General features: G+C 61.5%; 17 protein-coding genes. 7 read left to right on the forward strand and 10 right to left on the reverse strand.

The genetic code is table 11. The annotated features are described in order from the left end of the window. Window positions 1-21: 21 nt before the first annotated feature. Window positions 22-927, reverse strand: a complete 906-nt coding sequence (locus tag QCBJ_RS06390) for a hypothetical protein (RefSeq protein WP_102060336.1) — start codon at window positions 925-927, stop codon at window positions 22-24. A gap of 303 nt (window positions 928-1,230) precedes the next feature. Between QCBJ_RS06390 and QCBJ_RS06395 the strand changes: the two genes are divergently transcribed. Both QCBJ_RS06395 and QCBJ_RS06400 read left to right on the forward strand, forming a co-directional pair. Further along, window positions 1,231-1,914 (forward strand): response regulator transcription factor, encoded by a 684-nt coding sequence (locus tag QCBJ_RS06395; RefSeq protein ID WP_010564812.1) that lies wholly within the window; start codon window positions 1,231-1,233, stop codon window positions 1,912-1,914. Then, window positions 1,892-3,286 carry a HAMP domain-containing sensor histidine kinase gene (locus QCBJ_RS06400; protein ID WP_102060337.1) on the forward strand — a complete coding sequence of 465 codons (1,395 nt, stop codon included), beginning with the start codon at window positions 1,892-1,894 and terminating at the stop codon, window positions 3,284-3,286. The genes QCBJ_RS06395 and QCBJ_RS06400 overlap by 23 nt, the downstream gene beginning before the upstream one ends. A gap of 47 nt (window positions 3,287-3,333) precedes the next feature. On the opposite strand, the gene QCBJ_RS06405 is transcribed toward QCBJ_RS06400, so the two are convergent. From QCBJ_RS06405 to QCBJ_RS06415, 3 genes are read right to left on the reverse strand one after another with little or no spacing between them, the layout of a single operon-like run. Then, window positions 3,334-3,750 (reverse strand): SRPBCC family protein, encoded by a 417-nt coding sequence (locus QCBJ_RS06405; protein ID WP_012723772.1) that lies wholly within the window; start codon window positions 3,748-3,750, stop codon window positions 3,334-3,336. Window positions 3,751-3,779: 29 nt separating this feature from the next. After that, window positions 3,780-4,577 (reverse strand): SDR family NAD(P)-dependent oxidoreductase, encoded by a 798-nt coding sequence (locus QCBJ_RS06410; RefSeq protein WP_102060338.1) that lies wholly within the window; start codon window positions 4,575-4,577, stop codon window positions 3,780-3,782. A gap of 17 nt (window positions 4,578-4,594) precedes the next feature. Next, window positions 4,595-5,599 carry an aldo/keto reductase gene (locus QCBJ_RS06415; protein WP_102060339.1) on the reverse strand — a complete coding sequence of 335 codons (1,005 nt, stop codon included), beginning with the start codon at window positions 5,597-5,599 and terminating at the stop codon, window positions 4,595-4,597. Between the two features lie 113 nt (window positions 5,600-5,712). Here QCBJ_RS06415 and QCBJ_RS06420 point away from each other — a divergent pair, with 113 nt between their 5' ends. Next, entirely contained in the window at window positions 5,713-6,606 is an 894-nt protein-coding gene (locus tag QCBJ_RS06420; protein WP_102060340.1) for a LysR substrate-binding domain-containing protein, read from the forward strand. A gap of 51 nt (window positions 6,607-6,657) precedes the next feature. Here the strand turns inward: QCBJ_RS06420 and QCBJ_RS06425 are convergent, their stop codons facing one another. Next, window positions 6,658-7,950: an FAD-binding oxidoreductase gene (locus QCBJ_RS06425; RefSeq protein ID WP_102060341.1), complete on the reverse strand. Its 1,293-nt coding sequence runs from the start codon at window positions 7,948-7,950 to the stop codon at window positions 6,658-6,660. Continuing rightward, entirely contained in the window at window positions 7,947-9,035 is a 1,089-nt protein-coding gene (locus QCBJ_RS06430) for a polyamine ABC transporter substrate-binding protein (protein ID WP_046034025.1), read from the reverse strand. The genes QCBJ_RS06425 and QCBJ_RS06430 overlap by 4 nt, the downstream gene beginning before the upstream one ends. Window positions 9,036-9,244: 209 nt before the next feature. Between QCBJ_RS06430 and QCBJ_RS06435 the strand changes: the two genes are divergently transcribed. Next, a complete protein-coding gene (locus QCBJ_RS06435) occupies window positions 9,245-10,132 on the forward strand; it encodes a helix-turn-helix domain-containing protein (protein ID WP_046034024.1) in 888 nt (295 codons plus the stop codon). 87 nt (window positions 10,133-10,219) lie between these two features. Next, window positions 10,220-12,382 (forward strand): TonB-dependent siderophore receptor, encoded by a 2,163-nt coding sequence (locus QCBJ_RS06440; protein WP_102060342.1) that lies wholly within the window; start codon window positions 10,220-10,222, stop codon window positions 12,380-12,382. A gap of 3 nt (window positions 12,383-12,385) precedes the next feature. Here the strand turns inward: QCBJ_RS06440 and QCBJ_RS06445 are convergent, their stop codons facing one another. Then, window positions 12,386-12,823, reverse strand: coding sequence for a carboxymuconolactone decarboxylase family protein (locus tag QCBJ_RS06445; RefSeq protein ID WP_012723763.1), 438 nt, complete (start codon window positions 12,821-12,823; stop codon window positions 12,386-12,388). Between the two features lie 373 nt (window positions 12,824-13,196). Then, window positions 13,197-13,667: an Lrp/AsnC family transcriptional regulator gene (locus QCBJ_RS06450; protein ID WP_012723762.1), complete on the reverse strand. Its 471-nt coding sequence runs from the start codon at window positions 13,665-13,667 to the stop codon at window positions 13,197-13,199. Window positions 13,668-13,790: 123 nt separating this feature from the next. Here QCBJ_RS06450 and QCBJ_RS06455 point away from each other — a divergent pair, with 123 nt between their 5' ends. Together QCBJ_RS06455 and QCBJ_RS06460 are read left to right on the forward strand one after the other, a co-directional pair. Beyond that, window positions 13,791-15,026, forward strand: a complete 1,236-nt coding sequence (locus tag QCBJ_RS06455; protein ID WP_102060343.1) for a methionine gamma-lyase — start codon at window positions 13,791-13,793, stop codon at window positions 15,024-15,026. Between the two features lie 155 nt (window positions 15,027-15,181). Continuing rightward, window positions 15,182-15,853, forward strand: a complete 672-nt coding sequence (locus QCBJ_RS06460) for a helix-turn-helix transcriptional regulator (RefSeq protein WP_080567183.1) — start codon at window positions 15,182-15,184, stop codon at window positions 15,851-15,853. A 70-nt stretch (window positions 15,854-15,923) separates the two neighbouring features. Here the strand turns inward: QCBJ_RS06460 and QCBJ_RS06465 are convergent, their stop codons facing one another. Together QCBJ_RS06465 and macA are read right to left on the reverse strand one after the other, a co-directional pair. Continuing rightward, a complete protein-coding gene (locus QCBJ_RS06465; RefSeq protein ID WP_102060344.1) occupies window positions 15,924-17,882 on the reverse strand; it encodes a MacB family efflux pump subunit in 1,959 nt (652 codons plus the stop codon). Between the two features lie 3 nt (window positions 17,883-17,885). After that, window positions 17,886-19,037 (reverse strand): macrolide transporter subunit MacA, encoded by a 1,152-nt coding sequence (gene macA / locus QCBJ_RS06470; protein WP_012723758.1) that lies wholly within the window; start codon window positions 19,035-19,037, stop codon window positions 17,886-17,888. Window positions 19,038-20,710 lie beyond the last annotated feature (1,673 nt).

The following is a 20,710-nucleotide window of genomic DNA, read 5'->3' on the forward strand; positions in this document are numbered from 1 at the left end:
GCGCATGATGTTCTCCTTGAATTAACGTACGAAGTGTTCGGTTTCGACATATACCACGGCATCGCGACGGCGACCGCCGAAGGTGGCTGCGAAGCTGGCGAAGAATGCACCGATCAACAGCGCGATAAAGGTCCACAGCGAGGTATACGCAGCGACTTTGGCGGCCGTGTCAGCGGCTTGCTTGGCTTTGAGCTTGGCGTCTTCAACGGCTTTACGGGCATCGCCGTAGACCTTGTCGATTCGCGCCTCGGCATCCGCCTGGCTGAGGTTGGTGCGTTGGCTGATCAGTTGGGCCAGGTAGGCACGATCTTCGGCGGCAAGCTGGCCGTCGTTGCTCAGGGTGCGAGTGAAGATGCGTGCAACCACGCCGTGGGCCGCGTCTTCACTGACGGCAACCGGGCGATCATCGCGGAACAGGCTGTCAACGTAGTAATCGAAGTCGCCGCCTTTGACGCCCTTGGCGGCACTGCCGGCCGCTTGGGTGATACCACTGGCCGCGCCCGCTGCAACGCTCGCGCCGGCTTTGACGCCACCGCTGACGACACTGCTGACCGAACCCACCACCAGCATCGCCGTGATCAGCGTGGCAACAGCCCAGGCCAGGAAGCCGTGGGCGGTGTCGCGAAAGTACACCTCATCGCCGTGCATATTGGCCCACTTCACGCGCAACCGACCGGCGATATAACCGCCCAACCCGGACGCGACGATCTGCGTGAACGCCAGCCAGACAATCGTGGAAATGCCAAGCCCCTTGGCACTGATACCGCTGTCGGCCCACGGCGACACCGCCGAAAAGCCCAGGCCGAAGCCCAGCAGTACCAGGATCAGCGACAACGCAGCCGCGGCAGCGGCCCCGGCAAAGATCGCCCCCCAGGAAACCCCGGAGAGCGCGCTCGACTCTTGCAGCGTGGATGAGGATGTGATCATTGTTGTTTTGCTCCAAGGCAGAAAAATAGTGTTACAAGTCTCAAAAGGGACAGTGCAGTCACCATGCCAGTCGCGATTAAATTTAAAATCTTTATAGATCAATAGCTTAAGTATTTTGAACTTACCAAAACCATGCAAGTTGCAAGAATCGATCGTTTAAGGCGGGCGTTATGCATTCCATGCACTGAGCGGTGATGAAATCTGTGTCAGTTTTGCCAAGATGAAGTTTTATTTAGGAAGCGTTCAGGCATTTCTTGGCAAAATGTGTCCACTTCTAGTGTCAATCGCTCACCAGGTAATCCTATGACCCGTATTTTGACCATCGAGGATGACGCCGTAACAGCCCGCGAGATCGTCGCCGAGCTGAGTAGCCATGGACTGGATGTAGACTGGGTAGACAACGGCCGCGAGGGCCTGGTCCGCGCAGTGAGTGGGGATTACGACCTGATCACCCTCGATCGCATGCTGCCGGAACTCGATGGCCTGGCCATCGTCACAACCCTGCGCACTATTGGTGTATCAACACCGATCCTGATGATCAGTGCCCTCTCCGATGTCGACGAACGCGTGCGCGGCCTGCGGGCCGGGGGTGATGATTACCTCACCAAGCCGTTCGCCTCGGATGAAATGGCCGCCCGTGTCGAAGTGCTGCTGCGACGCAAAAGCACGGTCAAGGAATTCGAAACCGCCCTGCGCGTGGCCGACCTGGAACTGAACCTGATCAGCCGCGAAGCCAGCCGCGCCGACCAGCCCCTGAGCCTGTTGCCCACCGAATACAAACTGCTCGAGTTCCTGATGCGCAACACCGGGCAGATCCTGTCGCGGATGATGATTTTCGAGGAAGTCTGGGGCTATCACTTCGACCCAGGTACCAACCTCATCGACGTGCACATCGGTCGCCTGCGCAAAAAGATCGACCCACCGGGTCTCACGCCGCTGATCCGCACGGTACGAGGTTCCGGTTATGTCATTGCTGAACCCCTCTAAAGGCTGGCGCTCCTCCAGCAGCCGTTTGCTGGCGCTGTACAGTTCGTTGTTCGTGGCCTGGAGCTGCATCCTGATGGGGGTGTTGTATTACGAGGTTTCCGGGTACCTGGGCGACCTGTCGCGCCATTCCCTGCTGCAGCGCCAGCACTTGTTCCAGCGTTTTGACGGCGAAGAACTGGTGGAAGCCCTGACCACCAGCATGACCTTCGACATGAAGGGCGTGGACGCCTACGGCCTGTTCGACGAGCAGTTCCGGCCCTTGAACGGGCCGATCCGCGCGATGCCGCCGGACCTGCCCCTGGACGGCAAGATTCACGCCCTGGCCAATTGCGTCGACTCCGACGACCCCAAACTGCCCAAGGACAGCTGCGACGCCGTGGCCACCCACACCGACGACGGCCGCTGGCTGGTGCTGGTGCGTGCCAACGGTTCGTTGTTTGGCGTGACCCGCATCATCTGGCATGCGCTGTTGTGGGCGCTGTCGCTGACGATCATCCCCGGTGCCGCCGGCTGGCACTTGCTGCGCCGCCGTCCGTTGCGGCGCATTCGCGGCATCCAGGCCAGCGCCGAAGCCATCGTCGCCGGTGACCTCACCCACCGCCTGCCGCTGTCCGATCGGCGTGACGAACTGGACATGCTTGCCGCCATCGTCAACGCCATGCTCGACCGCATCGAGAAGCTGATGAACGAGGTCAAGGGGGTGTGCGACAACATCGCCCACGACCTGCGCACCCCGCTCACGCGCCTGCGTGCGCAGCTGTATCGCATCAAACAGGAGGCTGAGGCGGAGTCGGACTATGCGGTAAAGCTGGACGACGCGATTGCCGAAACTGACACCCTGATGGCGCGGTTTCGTGGGCTGTTGCGGATCTCCGAACTGGAAGACCACCAGCGGCGCTCAGGTTTTCTGGTCGTGGACCCGTTACCGCTGCTGCGCGAACTGCATGACTTCTACCTGCCCCTGGCCGAAGAAGGCGAACTGCAACTGAAGTTGGAAATCCCGGAGTCCCTGCCGTGGATCACCGGCGACCGCGCCCTCTTGTTCGAAGCCCTGGCCAACCTGCTGAGCAACTCGATCAAGTTCTCCCCTCCGGGCGGCGAAGTGATGCTGCGCGGGGTCAATGATGCCGGCAGTACACGCATTGAAGTGCATGACTCGGGGCCGGGTATACCTGCGGCGGAGCGTGACGCGGTGTTCCAGCGTTTCTATCGCGTGGATGAAAGCGACCAGCAAGGCGGGTTCGGGCTGGGCTTGTCGATTGTGGCGGCGATCATCAACTTGCATGGGTTCAAGTTGGAAGTGGGTACGAGCGCGCAAGGGGGCGCGCGCCTGATTCTGGAGTGCCGCCAACAGTTGATGCCTGAAGCCTGATCCATCAGGCAGTGAGGTCCACAGGTGGGAGGGCCTGAAGGATGGAATCAGGCCGGGAAGTTGGCCCGCAACGCCTCCAATCCACCGCTGTAGACACCGGCAAACAACTCCTCCACCGCCGAATCCGTAGTCCCCACCGCCGGGGTGAACACACCGGACCAGGTGACTTTCGCCGACGTCTCGCTCAGCGCTTCAACCTGCAACGTCGCCAGGTACGCACTCACCGGAAACGGCGACTGCTCGATGGTGTAGCTGTAAGTACGCCCCACGTTATCGAAGGTCTGCAAACGCTCGACCACCACACCGCCATCGGCGGTTTCCAGATGCCGCACACGACCGCCATCGCTGGGCTCGCTCTTGACGATAAACGGCAGCCAGTCCGGCAGGCTGTTGAAGCCGCCGACCAATTGCCAGACCTGATCGGCCGAAACCGGAACTTCAATGACCGAAGACGCTGTTGCCACGATTAATACTCCCTAAAATGAAAAACAATTCAGATTGCCATGCTGTCGACAACACCACCATCGACCCGCAACGCGGCACCGGTGGTGGCAGAAGACAGGGGTGAAGCAATGTAAGCCACCAAGTTGGCGACTTCATCCACATTCGCCGCCCGCTGGATGATCGACGTCGGCCGCGCATGACGCACGAAGACATCCGCCTCGTCCCGCGCACTGCGCCCGGATTTCTGGGTCGCGTCCTTGAGCATCTGCTCCAGGCCATCGGTGAAGGTCGGGCCCGGCAGCACGGCGTTGACCGTCACACCCGTCCCTGCGAGGCGCTTGGCCAAGCCATGGGACACCGCCAGGTTGGCGCTTTTGGTCACGCCGTAATTGATCATGTCCGCCGGCGTCGCCACACCGGATTCCGACGACACGAAGATCACCCGTCCCCAGCCTTGCTCAACCATGCCCGGCACGTAATGGCGCGCCAGGCGTACGCCGGAGATCACGTTGACCTCGTAGAAGCGCGTCCACTCACTGTCCGGCGCTTCAAAGAAATCCACATCGTTGAAGATGCCCAGGTTGTTGACCAGGATGTCGGCACGCGGTTCGGCGGCGAACAGTTTTTCTGCGCCTTCGACCGTGCCGAGGTCCGCCACCCACCCGCGCAGGTCCGCGCCTGGCACGGTCTGACGGATGCTCGCCAATGCATCATCCACCTTGCCGGCGTCACGTCCGATCACCACCACCGTGGCGCCGGACTGTGCCAGCGCGAGGCTGATACCCAGGCCGATACCGGCGGTGCTGCCACTGACGATGGCCACTTTACCGCTTACATCAATTTTCATCGGTTGAACTCCTGAAGTTAACGCGGCAGTGGTGCACGGTCCGAAATCAATCGGGCATCGCGCAGGGCATGCCAGAAGGCTGCCGGGATTTTCTCTGACAACGCCACGACGTCTTCGGCAATCCGCCCCGGACGACTGGCGCCTGGAATCACCGCCGCCACGGCCGGGTGCGCCAGGGAGAATTGCAGGGCCGCGGCTTTCACGCTCACGCCAAACGCTTGGGCAATTGCCTTGATCTGCTCGACCTTTTGGATGATCGCCGGGCTGGCCTGCTGGTATTCGAAATGCTCACCACCGGCGAGAATGCCGGAGCTGTAGGGGCCACCGACGACGATCTCGACGTGCTGCGCCAGGGCCGCGTCCATCAGGCGTTGCAGGGCGCGATCGTGGTCCAACAGAGTGTAGCGGCCGGCCAGCAAAAAGCCGTCGGGTTGCGCTTCGGTCAGGTCCAGGGTCAGTTCGCAGGGCTCGACGCGGTTCACACCCAGGCCCCAGGCCTTGATCACACCCTCTTCGCGCAGCCGGGTGAGGACTTTGAACGCGCCGGTGCGGGCTTGGTTGAAGTATTCCAGCCACTGGTCGCCGTAGAAGTCTTGGGCGATATCATGGATCCACACGATGTCCAGGCGATCGGTCTGCAGGCGTTCCAGGCTGTCTTCAATCGAGCGCATCGTTGCATCGGCGCTGTAGTCGTTGACCATCTTGTTCGGGCGACCGTGTTCGAACACGCCGCTTTTTTCGCCAAGGTCACGGGGGCTTTCTTCGACTTCATCAAGAATCACCCGGCCGACTTTGGTGCTGAGCACGAAGTCATCGCGGTTGTACTGCGACAGCGCCTGGCCCAGACGCAATTCGGAAAGGCCCGAGCCATAGAACGGCGCGGTGTCGAAGTAGCGCACGCCGGCGTTCCAGACGGCCTCGACAGTGGCCTGTGCTTCTGCTTCGGGGATGGCGCGGAACATATTGCCCAGCGGTGCGGTGCCGAAGCCCAAAACGCCTGGCAGTGTGTCTTTCAAACTCATGGTGGGATCCTCAATCGGTTCGTGGTCGCGGTGACCGTTGAGCAGAGGCTAGATTGCCTAGATCGGACCGTCCAAGACATACTGCGACCAACTTGAGTCCTCACAGGTCTAACATGATCGATCTCCGTCAACTGCGCTATTTCGAAGTGGTCGCTGAAGAAGAACACGTCGGCCGGGCCGCCGAGCGCCTGCACATCTCCCAATCGCCGCTGAGCCGGCAGATCGCCCAGCTCGAAGAGCGCCTGGGCCTGACCCTGTTCGAACGCAGCCAGCAACGCATCCGCCTGACCCGTGACGGCCAGACCTTCCTGGCGGAAACCAAGGCGCTGCTGACCCACGCCAATCGCCTGGAGTCCCTGGGCAAGCGCCTGGGCCGCGGTGAAGAAGGCGGCCTGTGCATCGGCTATATCGAAAACGCCATGCATGCCGGTGTACTGCCCAATGCCTTGCGCGTCCTGAGGGACGACCGGCCCACCGTGCATATCAAGCTGTACAACCTGCCATCCCTCGAACAACTCGAAGGCCTGCGCCAACGCAGCCTGGACATTGCCCTGGTCGGTGAACCACCCGCCGCCGATGACCCGGACCTGACCGCGCTGCAGGTGCTCGACGACCCCATGCTGCTGGCACTGCCCGAGCATCATCCATTGGCCCGCCAAAACGCGCTGTTGCCGGAACACCTGGCCGACCAGGAATGGATCGGGGTGCAGCGCAAACCCGGCGCCAACCCCGCCGACGACTTCGTCGCCGCCTGCATCCGCGCCGGTTTCACCCCGCAGATCCCCATGGAGGCCGGTGAGCCGTTTACCGCCTTGGGGCTGGTCGCTTCGGGGCTGGGCGTGGCAATGGTGCAAAAAGGCCTGAGCCGCAATGCACCGCCGGGCGTGGTGTTGCGGGAGTTGCCGTGGATGACCTACACCACGCCGCTGTGGGCGGCGTGGCATCGGATAAACCTCCGGCCGTTGGTAGAAACCTTCCGAAAGGTACTCACCGCTCCCCAAGACTGATGGGATACAAAATGTGGGAGGGGGCTTGCTTCCTCCCACATTGGATTGTGACTAGAGCCATTCCCGCAACCGATACCACATCATCCCCAGCGCCAACAGCGGCGAACGCAGCGCCTTGCCGCCGGGGAACGTCATGTGCGGCACTTGGCTGAACATATCCAGGCCCTGGCTGTGACCGGCGTGGATACCCTCGGCCAGCAGCCTTGCACACCAGTGCGTCACGTTCAGCCCATGCCCCGAATACCCCTGGGCATAAAACACATTCGGGTACTGCTTCAGCCGCCCCACCTGCGGAAAACGGTTGGCCGTGATGCCGATCTTGCCGCCCCACTGAAACTCAATGGCGGTCTGGGCCAATTGCGGGAACACCTTGAGCATTTTCGGCTGCATATAGGCGGCGATGTCCGCTGGGTCGCGTCCGGAGTAATGGCAGGCGCCGCCGAACAACAGGCGTCGGTCGGCGGACAGTCGGTAGTAGTCCAGGCCGACTTTCTGGTCGCACAGCGCGAAGTTTTGCGGGATCAACGGGGTGGCGATGTCCTCCGATAACGGCTCGGTGGCGATGATGTAGCTGCCGGCCGGAAGCACCTTGCCGCTCAAACGGGGCTCCAGTTCCTCCAGGTGCGCATTGCACGCCAGCACCAGGCTGGCCGCGCGCACGGTGCCACCGGCGCAGCGCACCTGCACGGTGTCGCCGTGGAGCAGTTCCAGCACTTCGGTGTGCTCGAAAATCCGCACGCCGAGGGACTCGGCCAGCCGTGCTTCACCCAATACCAGGTTCAGCGGATGCAAATGCCCGGAGCCCATGTCCACCAGGCCACCGGCATACACTGTCGAGCCCACCACCTGTTGCATGTCCTGTGGGCCGACCAGACGGGTTTCATGCACGTACCCCAGGTCGGCCAGGTGTGCCTGCTCGGCCTTGAACGCGGCGAACTGTGCCGGCGTATTGGCCAATTCACAAAAGCCCCAGCGCAGGTCGCAGTCGATGCTGTGCTCGCGAATGCGTTCGCCCACCAGCGCCACCGACTCAATCCCGGCGCGTTCCAGGTAACGCACGCCCTCCTCGCCCACATGCTTGGCGAACCCCGACACATCATGGCCGATGCCGCGAATCAACTGCCCGCCATTGCGCCCGCTGGCGCCCCAGCCGATGCGCCGGGCTTCCAACAGGACTACCGAGAGCCCACGCTGGGCCAGTTCGATGGCGGTGTTGACGCCGGTGAAGCCGCCGCCGATCACGCACACGTCAGCGGTCAGGTCGGTGCCCAGGGCCGGACGCTCCGCCAGGGCGTTGGCCGTGGCTCGGTAGTAGGAGTGGGCGTGGTCAGTTGACTGGATCATTTATTGGTCTTCACTTTGCTCCACGCGCGGGTCATCAGGCGCATGGTCGCCGGGGTGGGCGTGGTGGAAATGTAGAGTTTGTCGAGCACGGCCTGTGGCGGGTACACCTCGGGGTTGTTCACCAGTTCCGGGGCCATGAAAGCCTTGGCGGCCGGGTTGGCATTGGCATAGCCCACCGAGGCGCTGACCTTGGCGATCACTTCAGGGTCGAGCAGGTAATTGATGAACGCGTGGGCTTCTTTCGGGTTACTCGCGTCGGCGGGAATCGCCAACAGGTCGAACCACAGGTTGGAGCCTTCCTTGGGAATCGAATAAGCGATGTTCACGCCGTTCTTGGCTTCCTTGGCGCGGTTGGCGGCTTGGAACACGTCGCCGGAATAACCGAAGGCCACGCAGATATCGCCGTTGGCCAAGTCCGAGATGTACTTGGAGGAATGGAAATAGGTGATGTACGGCCGCAGCGTCAGCAGCTTGGCTTCGGCCTGTTTGTAGTCCTCGGGATTCTCACTGCGCGGGTCCTTGCCCAGGTAGTTGAGGATCGCCGGGAACAGCTCGTCCGCCGAATCGAGGAAGGCCACGCCGCACTGGTTGAGCTTCTTGATGTTCTCGGGCTCGAACAGCACCGCCCACGAATCGATACGGTCGACGCCGAGCACCTGCTTGACCTTGTCGACGTTGTAACCGATGCCATTGGTGCCCCACAGGTACGGCACCGAGTGTGCGTTACCGGGGTCGTTTTTCTCCAGCAGCGCGAGCAGCTTGGGGTCGAGGTTCTTGAAGTTGGGCAGTTGCGTACGGTCGAGCTTGAGGAACGCACCGGCCTTGACCTGTCGCGCCAGGAAGTGGTTGGACGGCACCACCACGTCATAGCCGGTGCGCCCGGCCAGCAACTTGCCCTCCAGGGTTTCGTTGGAGTCGAATACGTCGTAGACCGGCTGGATCCCGGTCTTGGCCTGGAAATCGGCCAGGGTGGTCTCGCCGATGTAGTCGGTCCAGTTGTAGATGCTCACCGTCGGTGCCGCCTGGCTGGTGCTGCTGAATGCCGCCACCAGTGCCAGCGGGAGAAGCTGTTTCACAAGACGCATATCGACACCCCTTTATTGGTTGTTAGACGCTCAACAGCACGACCCCACACGCCCAGGCACTGCTTGAGCCTGTCGCAGTCCATGGCTGGGGGACTGGCGTCGGCTTGTACACCTGGCGCATTGAGGTCTATCTTGAGGCCGCTGCCCGTCGGCATCTATCCACTTTGCACGCGCCACAACGCACCATTAGAGTGCGCCCAGGGTATCCCATGACACAGTCGACAGCGTTGCGCGTACAGGCCTTCACCACCGGTGATGTGGCCGCTCAATGCGGTGCGACACCCGGCTGGGTGCAGCAGTACCAGCAGATGTCCCCAGGGCATTTCGCCGGGCAGATCCGCTACCTCGACCTGCAAGGCGTGCAGGTGTACGAAGAGCGCATGAACACCCGCGTGGAGCAGCATTTCAACGCGCCGTCAGGGTCGTTGGCGTTCTGCTTCGACGGCAGCGACAACGCGCTGTACGTGCTCAATGGCGAAAGCCGCAACACCTGGATCACCCCGGAAAACTACCGCGAAGTGGCGGTGGTGTTCGGGCCGCAATTTGTGCAGCGTCATGGGCTGGATGTGGCAACACTCGAAGGCTTGTTCATGGCCCCGCTGACGTGCCAACAGAACGCGCTGTTCAGCCGTTGGTTAAGTAGCACGCTGACACGCTTGCCCACGGTCACCGATCCCGCCCCCCTCACCCAACAGCTGCTGGACGATTGCCTGTTCATCCTCGACAACGCCTGCGTCTGCCTGGACCGCCACGCGTTGCAGCGGCGCAGCGACGAACGCCAGTTGATGGCGCGCATTGGCGAATGGGCGGCAGACGTTCCGGACGAAACCGTCAACCTGCTGGAACTGGCCCGGATTGCCGGCGTGCCGTTGCGACAGTTGCAGCAGGGCTTCAAGACCTACACCGGCATGAGCCCGGCGCAGTGGTTGCGGCTGCGACGGTTGAATGGGGCGCGACGGGAGTTATTGAACTCACCCGGCACCACGGTGGCGGAGGTGGCGATGAATTGGTCGTTCTGGCATTTGGGGCGGTTTTCCAACAGTTATCGCGCGCTGTTCAAGGAATTGCCCAGTGAAACGTTGAAACATCGCCACTAACGGAGAAACCTTCTCAATACCTTGTAAAACCTGGCCGATATGCCTAGCTTATGCGCCCCCCGCCCTGCGCTTTAAGGCCTTGCCCCCATGGTTTCGCGTTTTCGTCCCGTCGTCACCTCACGTTTCGCCCTCGGCCTGCTGCTCAGTGGCGGCATCGGTAACAGCCTGGCGGCTGAAATTGAGCTGCCGGCGGTGAAGGTCCAAGGCCAGGACACGTCAGGCTACCGCAGTGAAACCGCCTCGGTCGGCAGCTTCGATGACGCGCCGCTGCTGGACACCCCGGCCTCGATCAGCGTGATCAACGCCGCACTGATCAAGGACCAGCAAGCGCGCCTGCTCAGTGAAGTGCTGCGTAACGATGCCTCGGTGGGCGACAGCTATGCGCCCATCGGCTATTACGAAAACTTTGTGGTGCGCGGCTTCTCGCTGAACGCGGCCAGCAGCTACAAGATCAATGGGCGCACCATCACCGGCGAGCAGAACGTTGCCCTGGAAAACAAGCAGCAGGTGGAAGTGCTCAAGGGCCTGGCGGGCCTGCAAAGCGGCATCTCCGAACCCAGCGGCGTGATCAACTACGTGACCAAGCGCCCGGAAGATGTGCGCTCGGTGACCGTGTCCACCGACGATCGCGGCAGCGGCTATGTCGCCACCGACGTCGGCGGCTGGTTCGGCAGCGAGCAGCAGTTCGGCCTGCGCGCCAACGTCGCCCATGAAGACCTCAATTCCTATGTGGAACACGCCAACGGCCAGCGCGATTTTGTGGCCCTGGCGTTCGACTGGAACATCAGCCCGGACGCCCTGCTGCAACTGGACGCGGAGTACCAGGACAAGCAACAGCGCTCGGTGCCGGGTTACCAATTGCTGGGCGGCACGGAGGTGCCACACGGCGCCTCGCCGAAGAAACTGCTGGGGCATCAGACCGGCTCCAAACAGGTGGGCATCGACTCGCTGAACCTCAATGGCACGTTCGAATACCGCTTCAGCGATCAGTGGAAAGGCCGCCTCAGCGCGGCCCGCAGCAAGGTGGTGATCGACGATTACAGTTCGTTTGCCTGGGGTTGCTATGGGTCGACCCGTTGCACGTCAAGCGTACCGAACTACTTCAGCCCCGAAGGCAATTACGACGTCTATGACTATCGCAGCCCGGACGACACCCGCCGCGACGATGAGGTGCAGGCCGCGCTGACCGGGCTGTTCGACACCGCCGGCCTCGGCCATGAGCTGACGTTCGGCACCAGTGCGTTCCGCCGGGTGATCGACAAGCGAAAATCGGTTAACGAACTGATCGGCACCACCAACATCGACGTGGACGCGCCCTCGTTCACGCCGACCGACAAACCCCTCAACGCCAGCCATCGCACCCTCGACAGCCGCCAGTACGGCCTGTTCGTCACCGACCGCATCCGCGTCAACGAGCAATGGCAGACGATCCTCGGTGGCCGCGAAGTGCGGCTGGACGAAAAGGCCTTCGACGGTGCCACTGGCAGCCAGGCGCGCCACACCCAGCAATACGTGTTCCTGCCGCAGGCATCGTTGATCTACAAACCGGTCGATAGCATTTCGCTCTACACGAGCTACAGCAAAGGCCTGTCCCTGGGCGGTACCGCGCCATGGTTCGCCAGCAACGCCGATGAAACCCTGGCACCCACCACCTCGCGGCAACTCGAGGCCGGGGTCAAATACGACTGGCGCCGCATCAGCTTTGCCGCCGCCGTGTTCCAGACCCGCCAGGCCTACCAGTACGCCAAGCCTGATGGCGCCGGCAACTTCACCTACGTGCAACAGGGCGAGCAGAAGAACACCGGGCTGGAACTGTCGGCCAACGGTTGGGCGACCGAGCGCCTGCAAATCGCAACCAGCGTGGCCGCGATTCTTGCGCGGGTCACCGGCAGCGGTACGCCGGACTATGAAGGCCACCAGGCGATCAACGTGCCCAAGCTGCGCGCCAGCGTGTATGCGGACTATGCGTTGCCATGGGTGAACGGCCTGGCGGTGCTCGGTGGCGTGCAGTACAGCGCCAAGAAGTCCGCCAACCGCACCGGCACTGTCGAGGTGGGAGATTACGCGGTGGTGAATGTGGGCAGCCGCTACACCACCCAAGTGGACGGCTATGAGACGGTGTTTCGCCTGAGCGTCGACAACCTGTTCGACAAGCGCTACTGGCGCGACGCGGGCGAGTACATGGGCGATGACTACCTGTTCCAGGGCGCGCCAATGACGGCGCGCCTGAGTGCATCGGTCAACTTCTAAGGATTACTTGGGCATCTTGCGAAAACCCACGGCCAGGCGGTTCCAGCTGTTGATGGTGGCGATCGCCACGCTCAGGTCGACCTGCTCCTGAGCGCTGAACTCGGCGGCCAACGTGTTGAAATCTTCATCCGGGGCATGGGTCTGGCTGAGCAGGGTCAGGCTTTCGGCCCAGGCCAGGGCAGCACGCTCACGTGGGGTGAAGAACGGCGTTTCGCGCCAGGCCGACAGGGTGTACAAGCGGCGCTCGGTCTCGCCGCCCTTGCGTGCATCGGCGGTGTGCATGTCGAGGCAGAAGGCGCAGCCGTTGATCTGCGATACGCGCAAGCGCACCAGTTCCAGCAGTGGCAGCTCGATGGACAGTTTGCCGACGGCGGCTTCCAGGGCGAGCATGGCTTTCATGGCGTCTGGGGAGGCGGTGTAGAAATCGGTACGGGTTTGCATGGTGATATTCCGGGGCAGTGGGGATTGATGGCTAGGTTAGTCATCGGGGCTTTGGGGAGGAATATCCAATTTTGGGTAAGACGGGGTGACCAATTGTTTGTGTGTGTGTTGGGTACATATTCGTTATTGGGGTAACGGCTGCTATTGGTTCCGCGCTTACAGCGGGCCGCTCGGTGTGCCCGTCATGCGACAGGGATTTGGGGGCCGCCCAAGCTCAAAAGCAGATCAAAAGCAGGCTGATATCTACCTGATGTATGAAGATCAAACTGTGGGAGGGGGCTTGCCCCCTCCCACATTTGACCGAGATCGGCAGTAAGAAATCGGCCGGCTCCAGGCCGTCGTTACCGAAGTAATGGATATGTACACACCCCCATCACCCCGGCAACGGAATAACCCGCAAAGCCCGCACCGACTTATAAGAAAAACTCGAATAAATTTCCTTAACGCAAGGCAGCGTCTGCAACACCTCCCGCGCAAACTCGCCAAACGACTCGAGATCCCTAGCTACCACTTCCAACAAAAAATCATACCGCCCCGACACGTTATGACACGCCACCACCTCGGGAATCTCCAACAACCGTTGCTCAAACGCCCTGGCAATCTCCTGGGTATGACTCTCCATCATAATGCTGACAAACGCCGTCACCCCATACCCCAGCGCCTTGGGCGAGAGGATCGCCTGATACCCACTGATAACGCCACTCTCCTCCAGGTTGCGCACCCGGCGCCAACACGGTGAGGTCGTCAGAGAGACGCGGTCGGCCAACTCAGCCACCGTGAGTCGGGCATTGCCTTGCAACGCGTTTAAAAGGGCCTTATCGGTGCGGTCGAGACTGACGGGCATAACGTGCCTCTGATTGTTATTTTTAGACGATTTTCATCCCAGGACGCGGGAATTGGCAGCAAACATTGCAAAGTTCATCTCTGGTTATGAGCATAGCATTGTAGGAAATAAGGAGCGCCCGACATGAACAATAAACACAACACATTCGGTTTTTCCACCCGCGCCATCCACCACGGCTACGACCCCAAGGACCATCACGGCGCGCTCGTGCCGCCGATTTATCTGTCTGCCACCTTTGCATTCCCCACCGCCGAATACGGCGCCGCGTGTTTTGCTGGCGAAGCCACCGGCCACTTTTATACGCGCATTTCCAACCCGACCCTGGCACTGCTGGAGTCACGCATGGCGACGTTGGAAAACGGCGAGGCGGCAGTGGCTTTCAGTTCCGGCATGGGGGCGATCGCCGCCACGTTCTGGACCCTGCTGCGCCCCGGTGATGAAGTGATCGTCAGTCAGACGCTGTATGGCTGCACCTTCGCCCTGCTGCACCACGGCATCGGCGAATTCGGTATCAAGGTGCGGCATGTCGACCTCACCGACCTGGCCGCCCTGCAAGCGGCACTCTGCCCCGCCACCCGTATGATCTACTGCGAAACCCCGGCCAACCCCACCTTGCAACTGGTGGATATCGCCGCCGTGGCCGCCCTCGCCCATCAGCAGCCCAACGTCACCGTGGTGATCGACAACACCTACTGCACCCCCTATCTGCAACGCCCCCTCGACCTGGGCGCCGACGTGGTGGTGCATTCGGCCACCAAGTACCTCAGCGGCCACGGCGATATCACCGCGGGCATCGCCGTGAGCAGCCAGGCCCTGGCCCAGCGTATTCGCCTGCAAGGCCTCAAGGACCTGACCGGCGCGGTGATGTCGCCCCAGGACGCCTCGCTATTGATGCGCGGCCTCAAGACCCTGGCCCTGCGCATGGACCGCCATTGCAGCAATGCCCAGGCGGTGGCCGAAGCCCTGCAGGCGCACCCGGCCGTGCAGTGGGTGACTTACCCCGGTCTGCGCTCTTTCGCCCAATACGAACTGGCGACACGGCAGATGAAACTGCCTGGCGGCATGATTGCCTTCGAACTCAAGGGCGGGATCGACACCGGCCGGCGCTTCATGAATGCGCTCACAGTGTTCACGCGTGCGGTCAGCCTGGGGGATGCAGAGTCACTGGCCCAGCACCCGGCGAGCATGACCCATTCCACCTACACACCGGAGGAGCGTGCGGCGCACGGCATCAGCGAAGGGTTGGTGCGTTTGTCGGTGGGGCTTGAAGATATCGCCGACCTGCTGGCGGATGTGCAGCAGGCGCTGGCCAAGTGCGCCCTTACTGTTACGCGTCCTTCTAAGCTTGTGAATATTTAATCCGATTTTTTCAGATTGGATCCCCTTCCCGTCGCCAGGCTGTACTAGCATAGGTTCCGGCGGGAAGGACTATCACGGTAGGTTATTCGCATTGGCTAGCATCTTAATCCCCGCCGCTATAAAGCCGAATGCCTGCACGCCTCATGGACGAAATGATGAACTCACAGTTGTTCCCCCATATTGGCAAGGTCATCGCCAGCACCGGCAGTCGCCATTTCCCACGCATGCTGCATGACCTGATCCTCACTCAACTGGCAGTGGACGCCACCCATATCACGCAATTGCAGGTCAGCGCCGACGGCCACACCCAGCGCAAGATCAGCCCGATCTACACCGATTCGGTCGCGCCACTGGGCGAAGAACAACCCGCCGCCCAACTGCACCTCACCCGCCGCAGGGACAACGTGCGCTACGTGCTGTCGGTGTATCGCTCACACCAGTCCGACAGCTTTTCGCCGCAGGAGCGCAGCATGCTGCAGGACTTCTCCACGTTGCTATTGCCGATGGTGGAAAAGCACATCAGCGCGATCCAGCCATGCCGCACGGGCAGCGAGCCTGTGGTGGCGGAAAACCAAGGCATCGAAACCCTGCGCCGACGCATTGAAGAGCGCCTGGTGCAATCGGGGTTGAGCCTGTCCAAGCGGGAGCTTGAGGTGTGCGTGGGCCTGCTGGCCGGGCGTACCGCGCCGGAGTTGGCGGAGCAGTTGGCGTTGAAGGTCAACACCATCGAGAGTTACCTGAAACGCGCGGCGATCAAGCTGGGGATCAGTGGGCGGCATTCGCTGTTGCGGTGGATGTATGCCACTGAGGACACCGCTGGTTTTTAAGACAACACCGATCACAATGTGGGAGGGAGCTTGCCCCCTCCCACATTTGCTCCTCATTGGCAGACCGGTCTCAATCCCTTGCCAGTGCTTCAATCGGGTCCAGCCGTGCCGCGTTCCGCGCCGGCACAAAGCCAAACACAATGCCGATCAGCGTCGAGCAGGCAAACGCGGTGATGATCGAGCCCAGTGAAAACACCATCTCCCATTCCTTCACAAACAACGAAAACAGAAACCCCAGGGCATACGACAGCGAGATCCCGATCAGCCCGCCAATCAGGCACACCATCACCGCTTCCACCAGGAACTGTTGGCGAATATCCGACTGGCGCGCGCCGACCGCCATGCGAATGCCGATCTCACGGGTACGCTCGGTGACGGACACCAACATGATATTCATCACGCCGATACCGCCCACCAGCAGCGAAATCACCGCGATCAACGACAACAACAGCGCCAGGGAGCGACTGGTTTTCTGCACCGTCTGCATGATGCTGTCGAGGTTGTTGGTGAAAAAATCCTTGGTGCCATGGCGTTGCAGCATGAGTTTATTGACGTTGTCTTCCACCACTTTGCTCGGCTGGCCGTCCTTGATACGCACGGTGATGCTGTCCAGATGGCGCTGCCCGAGCAAGCGCCCCGCCGCCGTTTCATAGGGCACCCACACGTTCAGCGCCTTGCTGGCGGCGAACATGTTTTTATTGTCGGCAGTCACCCCAATCACCGTGCACGGCAGGTTCCCCACCAGGATCACCTGGCCCAGCGGGTCGACATTTGGTCCGAACAGACGGTGCCGGGTGTTGTGGTCGATCACCACCACCTGGGCCTGACGCCGTGCGTCGCTTTCACTGAAGGCGATACCGGCCTCGAGCTTCAGGCCCTTCACTTTGAAATAGCGGTCGCTGACGCCATTGACCTGCGCATCCAGGTCGATATTGCCAAAACGCAGCAACAGGTTGCGGCCCACCACCGGCGTGGCGCTGTCGACGTAATACAGCTGGTTCAACGCGTCCACATCCGAGGGCATCAAGGTCTCGATGGCCGAGGCGCGACTGTCGCCGAAACTGGTGCCGGAAAAGATATCGATGGTGTTGCTGCCGATCGCCTGGATGTCCTTGAGCACATAGCGCTTGGCGCCTTCACCGATGGCCGAGATCGACACCACCGAGGTAATGCCGATGACAATGCCGAGCATGGTCAGCAAGGTGCGCATGCGATGGGACACCAGCGCGACCCAGGCCATGTTGAACGCCTCCTTGAACAACCCCAGGCTCGCCACCAAGCGCCGGGCGCCGCTGCGCCTGGGCTCAATCGGGGTGTCGCTGGGCAGTTCCAGGCCGACACCGTTGTTGGCCTTGTCGCTGACAATCTCGCCGTCACTCACCTCGACGATACGTTGGGCATTCGCCGCGACCTTGGGGTCATGGGTGACGATGATCACCGTGTGCCCGGCCGCGTGCAGCTCGGCGAGGATGCGCATCACCTCCTTGCCGCTGTGGGTGTCGAGGGCACCGGTGGGTTCATCGGCGAGGATCACTTCGCCGCCGTTCATCAACGCTCGGGCGATACTCACCCGTTGCTGCTGCCCGCCCGAGAGCTGGCTGGGGCGATGGGTGGTATGGCCCGCAAGGCCCAAGCGCGTGAGCAATTCCCGCGCGCGACTGTGCCGCGCGGTTTCCGGTGTGCCTGCGTAAATCGCCGGCATTTCCACGTTGTGCAAGGCACTCAGGTGCGCCAGCAAGTGATAGCGCTGGAAGATAAAACCAAAGTAGTCGCGGCGCAGTTCGGCCAACTGCTCGTCCCCCAGCGAGCGGGTCTCGATGCCATTGATCTTGTAGCTGCCCGCCGTGGCGTAATCCAGGCCGCCGAGGATGTTCATCAGGGTGGACTTCCCGGAGCCTGAGGCACCGATGATCGCGACCATTTCCCCGGCATGTATCGTCAGGTCGATGCCCTTGAGCGCGATGAATTCACGCTCGCCGGCCATGAAACTACGGGTGATGCCCTTGAGTTCCAACAGTGGCTGGGTCATGCGTCAGTTCCCCGCCACGGCCGGCGTGGCGTCGCCGATCACCACTTTGTCGCCTTCGGCCAGGCCGTCGAGGATCTGCACCTTGACGTTGTTGTTGATCCCGGTCTTCACATCCCGCGAAACCGCCTTGCCCTTGGCGTCCAGCACCCGCAGCGGGTAGCTGCCATCGTTGTTGCGTGCGCCAAGCGCCGCCACCGGCACCATCAACGCGGCCTGGGCAGTGTCGAGCACGATACGCACCTGGGCGGTCATGGCGATGCGCAGGCGGTGGTCGGGGTTGGGCACATCGAACAGCGCGTTGTAGAACACCGCGGTGTTCTGCTTCGGCGTGCCGGCGGCCTGGGTTTCGAGGAAATTCTGCGGCGCCGGCTCGGTGCCGCGCAGCTTGGCGTAATAGCGTTTGTCGGCCTCGCCGAGGATGGTGAAATACACCTGCTGGCCGGGGCTGATATGAATCACATCCGCTTCGGAGACCTGGGCCTTGACGGTCATGGTGTCCAGGTCGGCCAACTTGAGCAGCACCGGCGCCAGTTGGCTGGCGATCACGGTCTGGCCTTCCTGGGTGACGATGCCGACCACATCGCCGTCGATGGGCGCGACGATACGGGTGTAGGCCAGGTTGACCTTGGCCGTGTCGATCTGGATATGGGCGCTCTTGATCTGGGCATCCAGGGACAACAGGTTGGCCTGTTGGACCTGGAAGGTGGACTCGGCGTCTTCGAAGTCCTGGCGCGATACCGACTCGTCGTCCTGCAGGCCCTTGTAGCGTTCGTACACGGACTTGGCTTGCTTGAGCTGGGCCGCCGTCGCACGGCGTTGGGCCTGGAGGTTTTCTTCGTCGACCTGGGCTTTGCGCAGGGTGTTTTGCAGGATCAGTGGGTCGATTTCGGCGAGCCATTGGCCCTTCTTGACCTTGTCGCCGACCTTGACCTTGAGGGACTTCAATTGGCCGGAGACTTGGGCGCCGACGTCGACTTGCTTGATGCCTTCGAGCAGGCCGGTGGCGAGGACGGCGTTTTCGATATCGCCGCGTTCGGCGGTGGCGGTCAGGTATTGCGGGGTGTCAGCGGGGGCTTGGACCGTGTAGATGATCAGGCCTATGGCGACGGTTAATACCGCGAGCATTCCTAGTTTGCGTAACGTTGACTTTTCCATGGGTGGCCTTTGGTCGTGTACATATCCGTTATCAGGGTAACGGCCGCTTATGGTTCCGCCCTTACGGCGGCTCACTTTTGAAGAGCGCAAAAGTAAGCAAAACGCTCTTGCCCCAACACTCGGCACCTCGCCTAGGCTCGGTGTGCCCTCACTCCGGCCAGCGTGTTTGACGGGGCGCCTCAGATCAAAATCAAAAGCAGATCAAAAGCAGGCTGATATCTACCTGATGTATGGAGATCAAACTGTGGGAGGGGGCTTGCCCCCGATAGCAGTGGGACAGCCATATCTGCATCAACAGACACACCGCCATCGGGGGCAAGCCCCCTCCCACATTTGAACCGCGATCGACAATCGCAATACCGGTCGGCTTTAAGGCCGCCGCGCCCTGCTTTGGCTTTGGCTTTTGACCTTCGGCGCCCCGTAAAACCACGCTGGCCGAACACAGGCTTTGGAGCGTGGGTAACCCGGCAGGACGCCGAGTTAGCCGCGGACTGATATCTACCTGATGTATGGAGATCAAATTGTGGGAGGGGGCTTGCCCCCGATAGCAGTGGGACAGCCACAGATGCATCAACTGACACACCGCCATCGGGGGCAAGCCCCCTCCCACATTTGAACCGCGATCGACAATCGCAATACCGGTCGGCCCTAAGGCCGTCGCGCCCTGCCTTGGCTTTTGACCTTCGGCGCCCCGTAAACCCACGCTGGCCGAACACAGGCTTTAGAGCGTGGGTAACCCGGCAGGACGCCGAGTTAGCCGCGGACTGATATCTACCTGATGTATGGAGATCAAATTGTGGGAGGGGGCTTGCCCCCGATAGCAGTGGGACAGCCACAGATGCATCAACTGACACACCGCCATCGGGGGCAAGCCCCCTCCCACATTTGAACCGCGATCGACAATCGCAATACCGGTCGGCTTTAAGGCCGCCGCGCCCTGCTTTGGCTTTGGCTTTTGACCTTCGGCGCCCCGTAAACCCACGCTGGCCGAACACAGGCTTTGGAGCGTGGGTAACCCGGCAGGACGCCGAGTTAGCCGCGGACTGATATCTACTTGATGTATGGAGATCAAATTGTGGGAGGGGGCTTGCCCCCGATAGCAGTGGGACAGCCATATCTGCATCAACTGACACACCGCCATCGGGGGCAAGCCCCCTCCCACATTTGAACCGCGATCGACAATCGCAATACCGGTCGGCTCTAAGGCCGCCGCGCCCTGCCTTGGCTTTTGACCTTCGGCGCCCCGTAAACCCACGCTGGCCGAACACAGGCATTGGAGCGTGGGTAACCCGGCAGGACGCCGAGTTAGCCGCGGACTGATATCTACCTGATGTATGGAGATCAAATTGTGGGAGGGGGCTTGCCCCCGATAGCAGTGGGACAGCCATATCTGCATCAACTGACACACCGCCATCGGGGGCAAGCCCCCTCCCACATTTGAACCGCGATCGACAATCGCAATACCGGTCGGCTCTAAGGCCGCCGCGCCCTGCCTTGGCTTTTGACCTTCGGCGCCCCGTAAACCCACGCTGGCCGAACACAGGCATTGGAGCGTGGGTAACCCGGCAGGACGCCGAGTTAGCCGCGGACTGATATCTACCTGATGTATGGAGATCAAATTGTGGGAGGGGGCTTGCCCCCGATAGCAGTGGGACAGCCATATCTGCATCAAC

This window comes from Pseudomonas sp. QC2 (genome assembly GCF_002859085.1).
GTDB lineage: Bacteria > Pseudomonadota > Gammaproteobacteria > Pseudomonadales > Pseudomonadaceae > Aquipseudomonas > Aquipseudomonas petroselini.

Coding starts and splice junctions, on each gene's coding strand:
- macA (WP_012723758.1), bottom strand. CDS start 19,037: ATGGAAAAGTCAACGTTACGCAAACTAGGAATGCTCGCGGTATTAACC.
- QCBJ_RS06440 (WP_102060342.1), top strand. CDS start 10,220: ATGGTTTCGCGTTTTCGTCCCGTCGTCACCTCACGTTTCGCCCTCGGC.
- QCBJ_RS06430 (WP_046034025.1), bottom strand. CDS start 9,035: ATGCGTCTTGTGAAACAGCTTCTCCCGCTGGCACTGGTGGCGGCATTC.
- QCBJ_RS06400 (WP_102060337.1), top strand. CDS start 1,892: ATGTCATTGCTGAACCCCTCTAAAGGCTGGCGCTCCTCCAGCAGCCGT.
- QCBJ_RS06435 (WP_046034024.1), top strand. CDS start 9,245: ATGACACAGTCGACAGCGTTGCGCGTACAGGCCTTCACCACCGGTGAT.
- QCBJ_RS06420 (WP_102060340.1), top strand. CDS start 5,713: ATGATCGATCTCCGTCAACTGCGCTATTTCGAAGTGGTCGCTGAAGAA.
- QCBJ_RS06455 (WP_102060343.1), top strand. CDS start 13,791: ATGAACAATAAACACAACACATTCGGTTTTTCCACCCGCGCCATCCAC.
- QCBJ_RS06460 (WP_080567183.1), top strand. CDS start 15,182: ATGAACTCACAGTTGTTCCCCCATATTGGCAAGGTCATCGCCAGCACC.
- QCBJ_RS06450 (WP_012723762.1), bottom strand. CDS start 13,667: ATGCCCGTCAGTCTCGACCGCACCGATAAGGCCCTTTTAAACGCGTTG.
- QCBJ_RS06425 (WP_102060341.1), bottom strand. CDS start 7,950: ATGATCCAGTCAACTGACCACGCCCACTCCTACTACCGAGCCACGGCC.
- QCBJ_RS06410 (WP_102060338.1), bottom strand. CDS start 4,577: ATGAAAATTGATGTAAGCGGTAAAGTGGCCATCGTCAGTGGCAGCACC.
- QCBJ_RS06465 (WP_102060344.1), bottom strand. CDS start 17,882: ATGACCCAGCCACTGTTGGAACTCAAGGGCATCACCCGTAGTTTCATG.
- QCBJ_RS06415 (WP_102060339.1), bottom strand. CDS start 5,599: ATGAGTTTGAAAGACACACTGCCAGGCGTTTTGGGCTTCGGCACCGCA.
- QCBJ_RS06390 (WP_102060336.1), bottom strand. CDS start 927: ATGATCACATCCTCATCCACGCTGCAAGAGTCGAGCGCGCTCTCCGGG.
- QCBJ_RS06445 (WP_012723763.1), bottom strand. CDS start 12,823: ATGCAAACCCGTACCGATTTCTACACCGCCTCCCCAGACGCCATGAAA.
- QCBJ_RS06395 (WP_010564812.1), top strand. CDS start 1,231: ATGACCCGTATTTTGACCATCGAGGATGACGCCGTAACAGCCCGCGAG.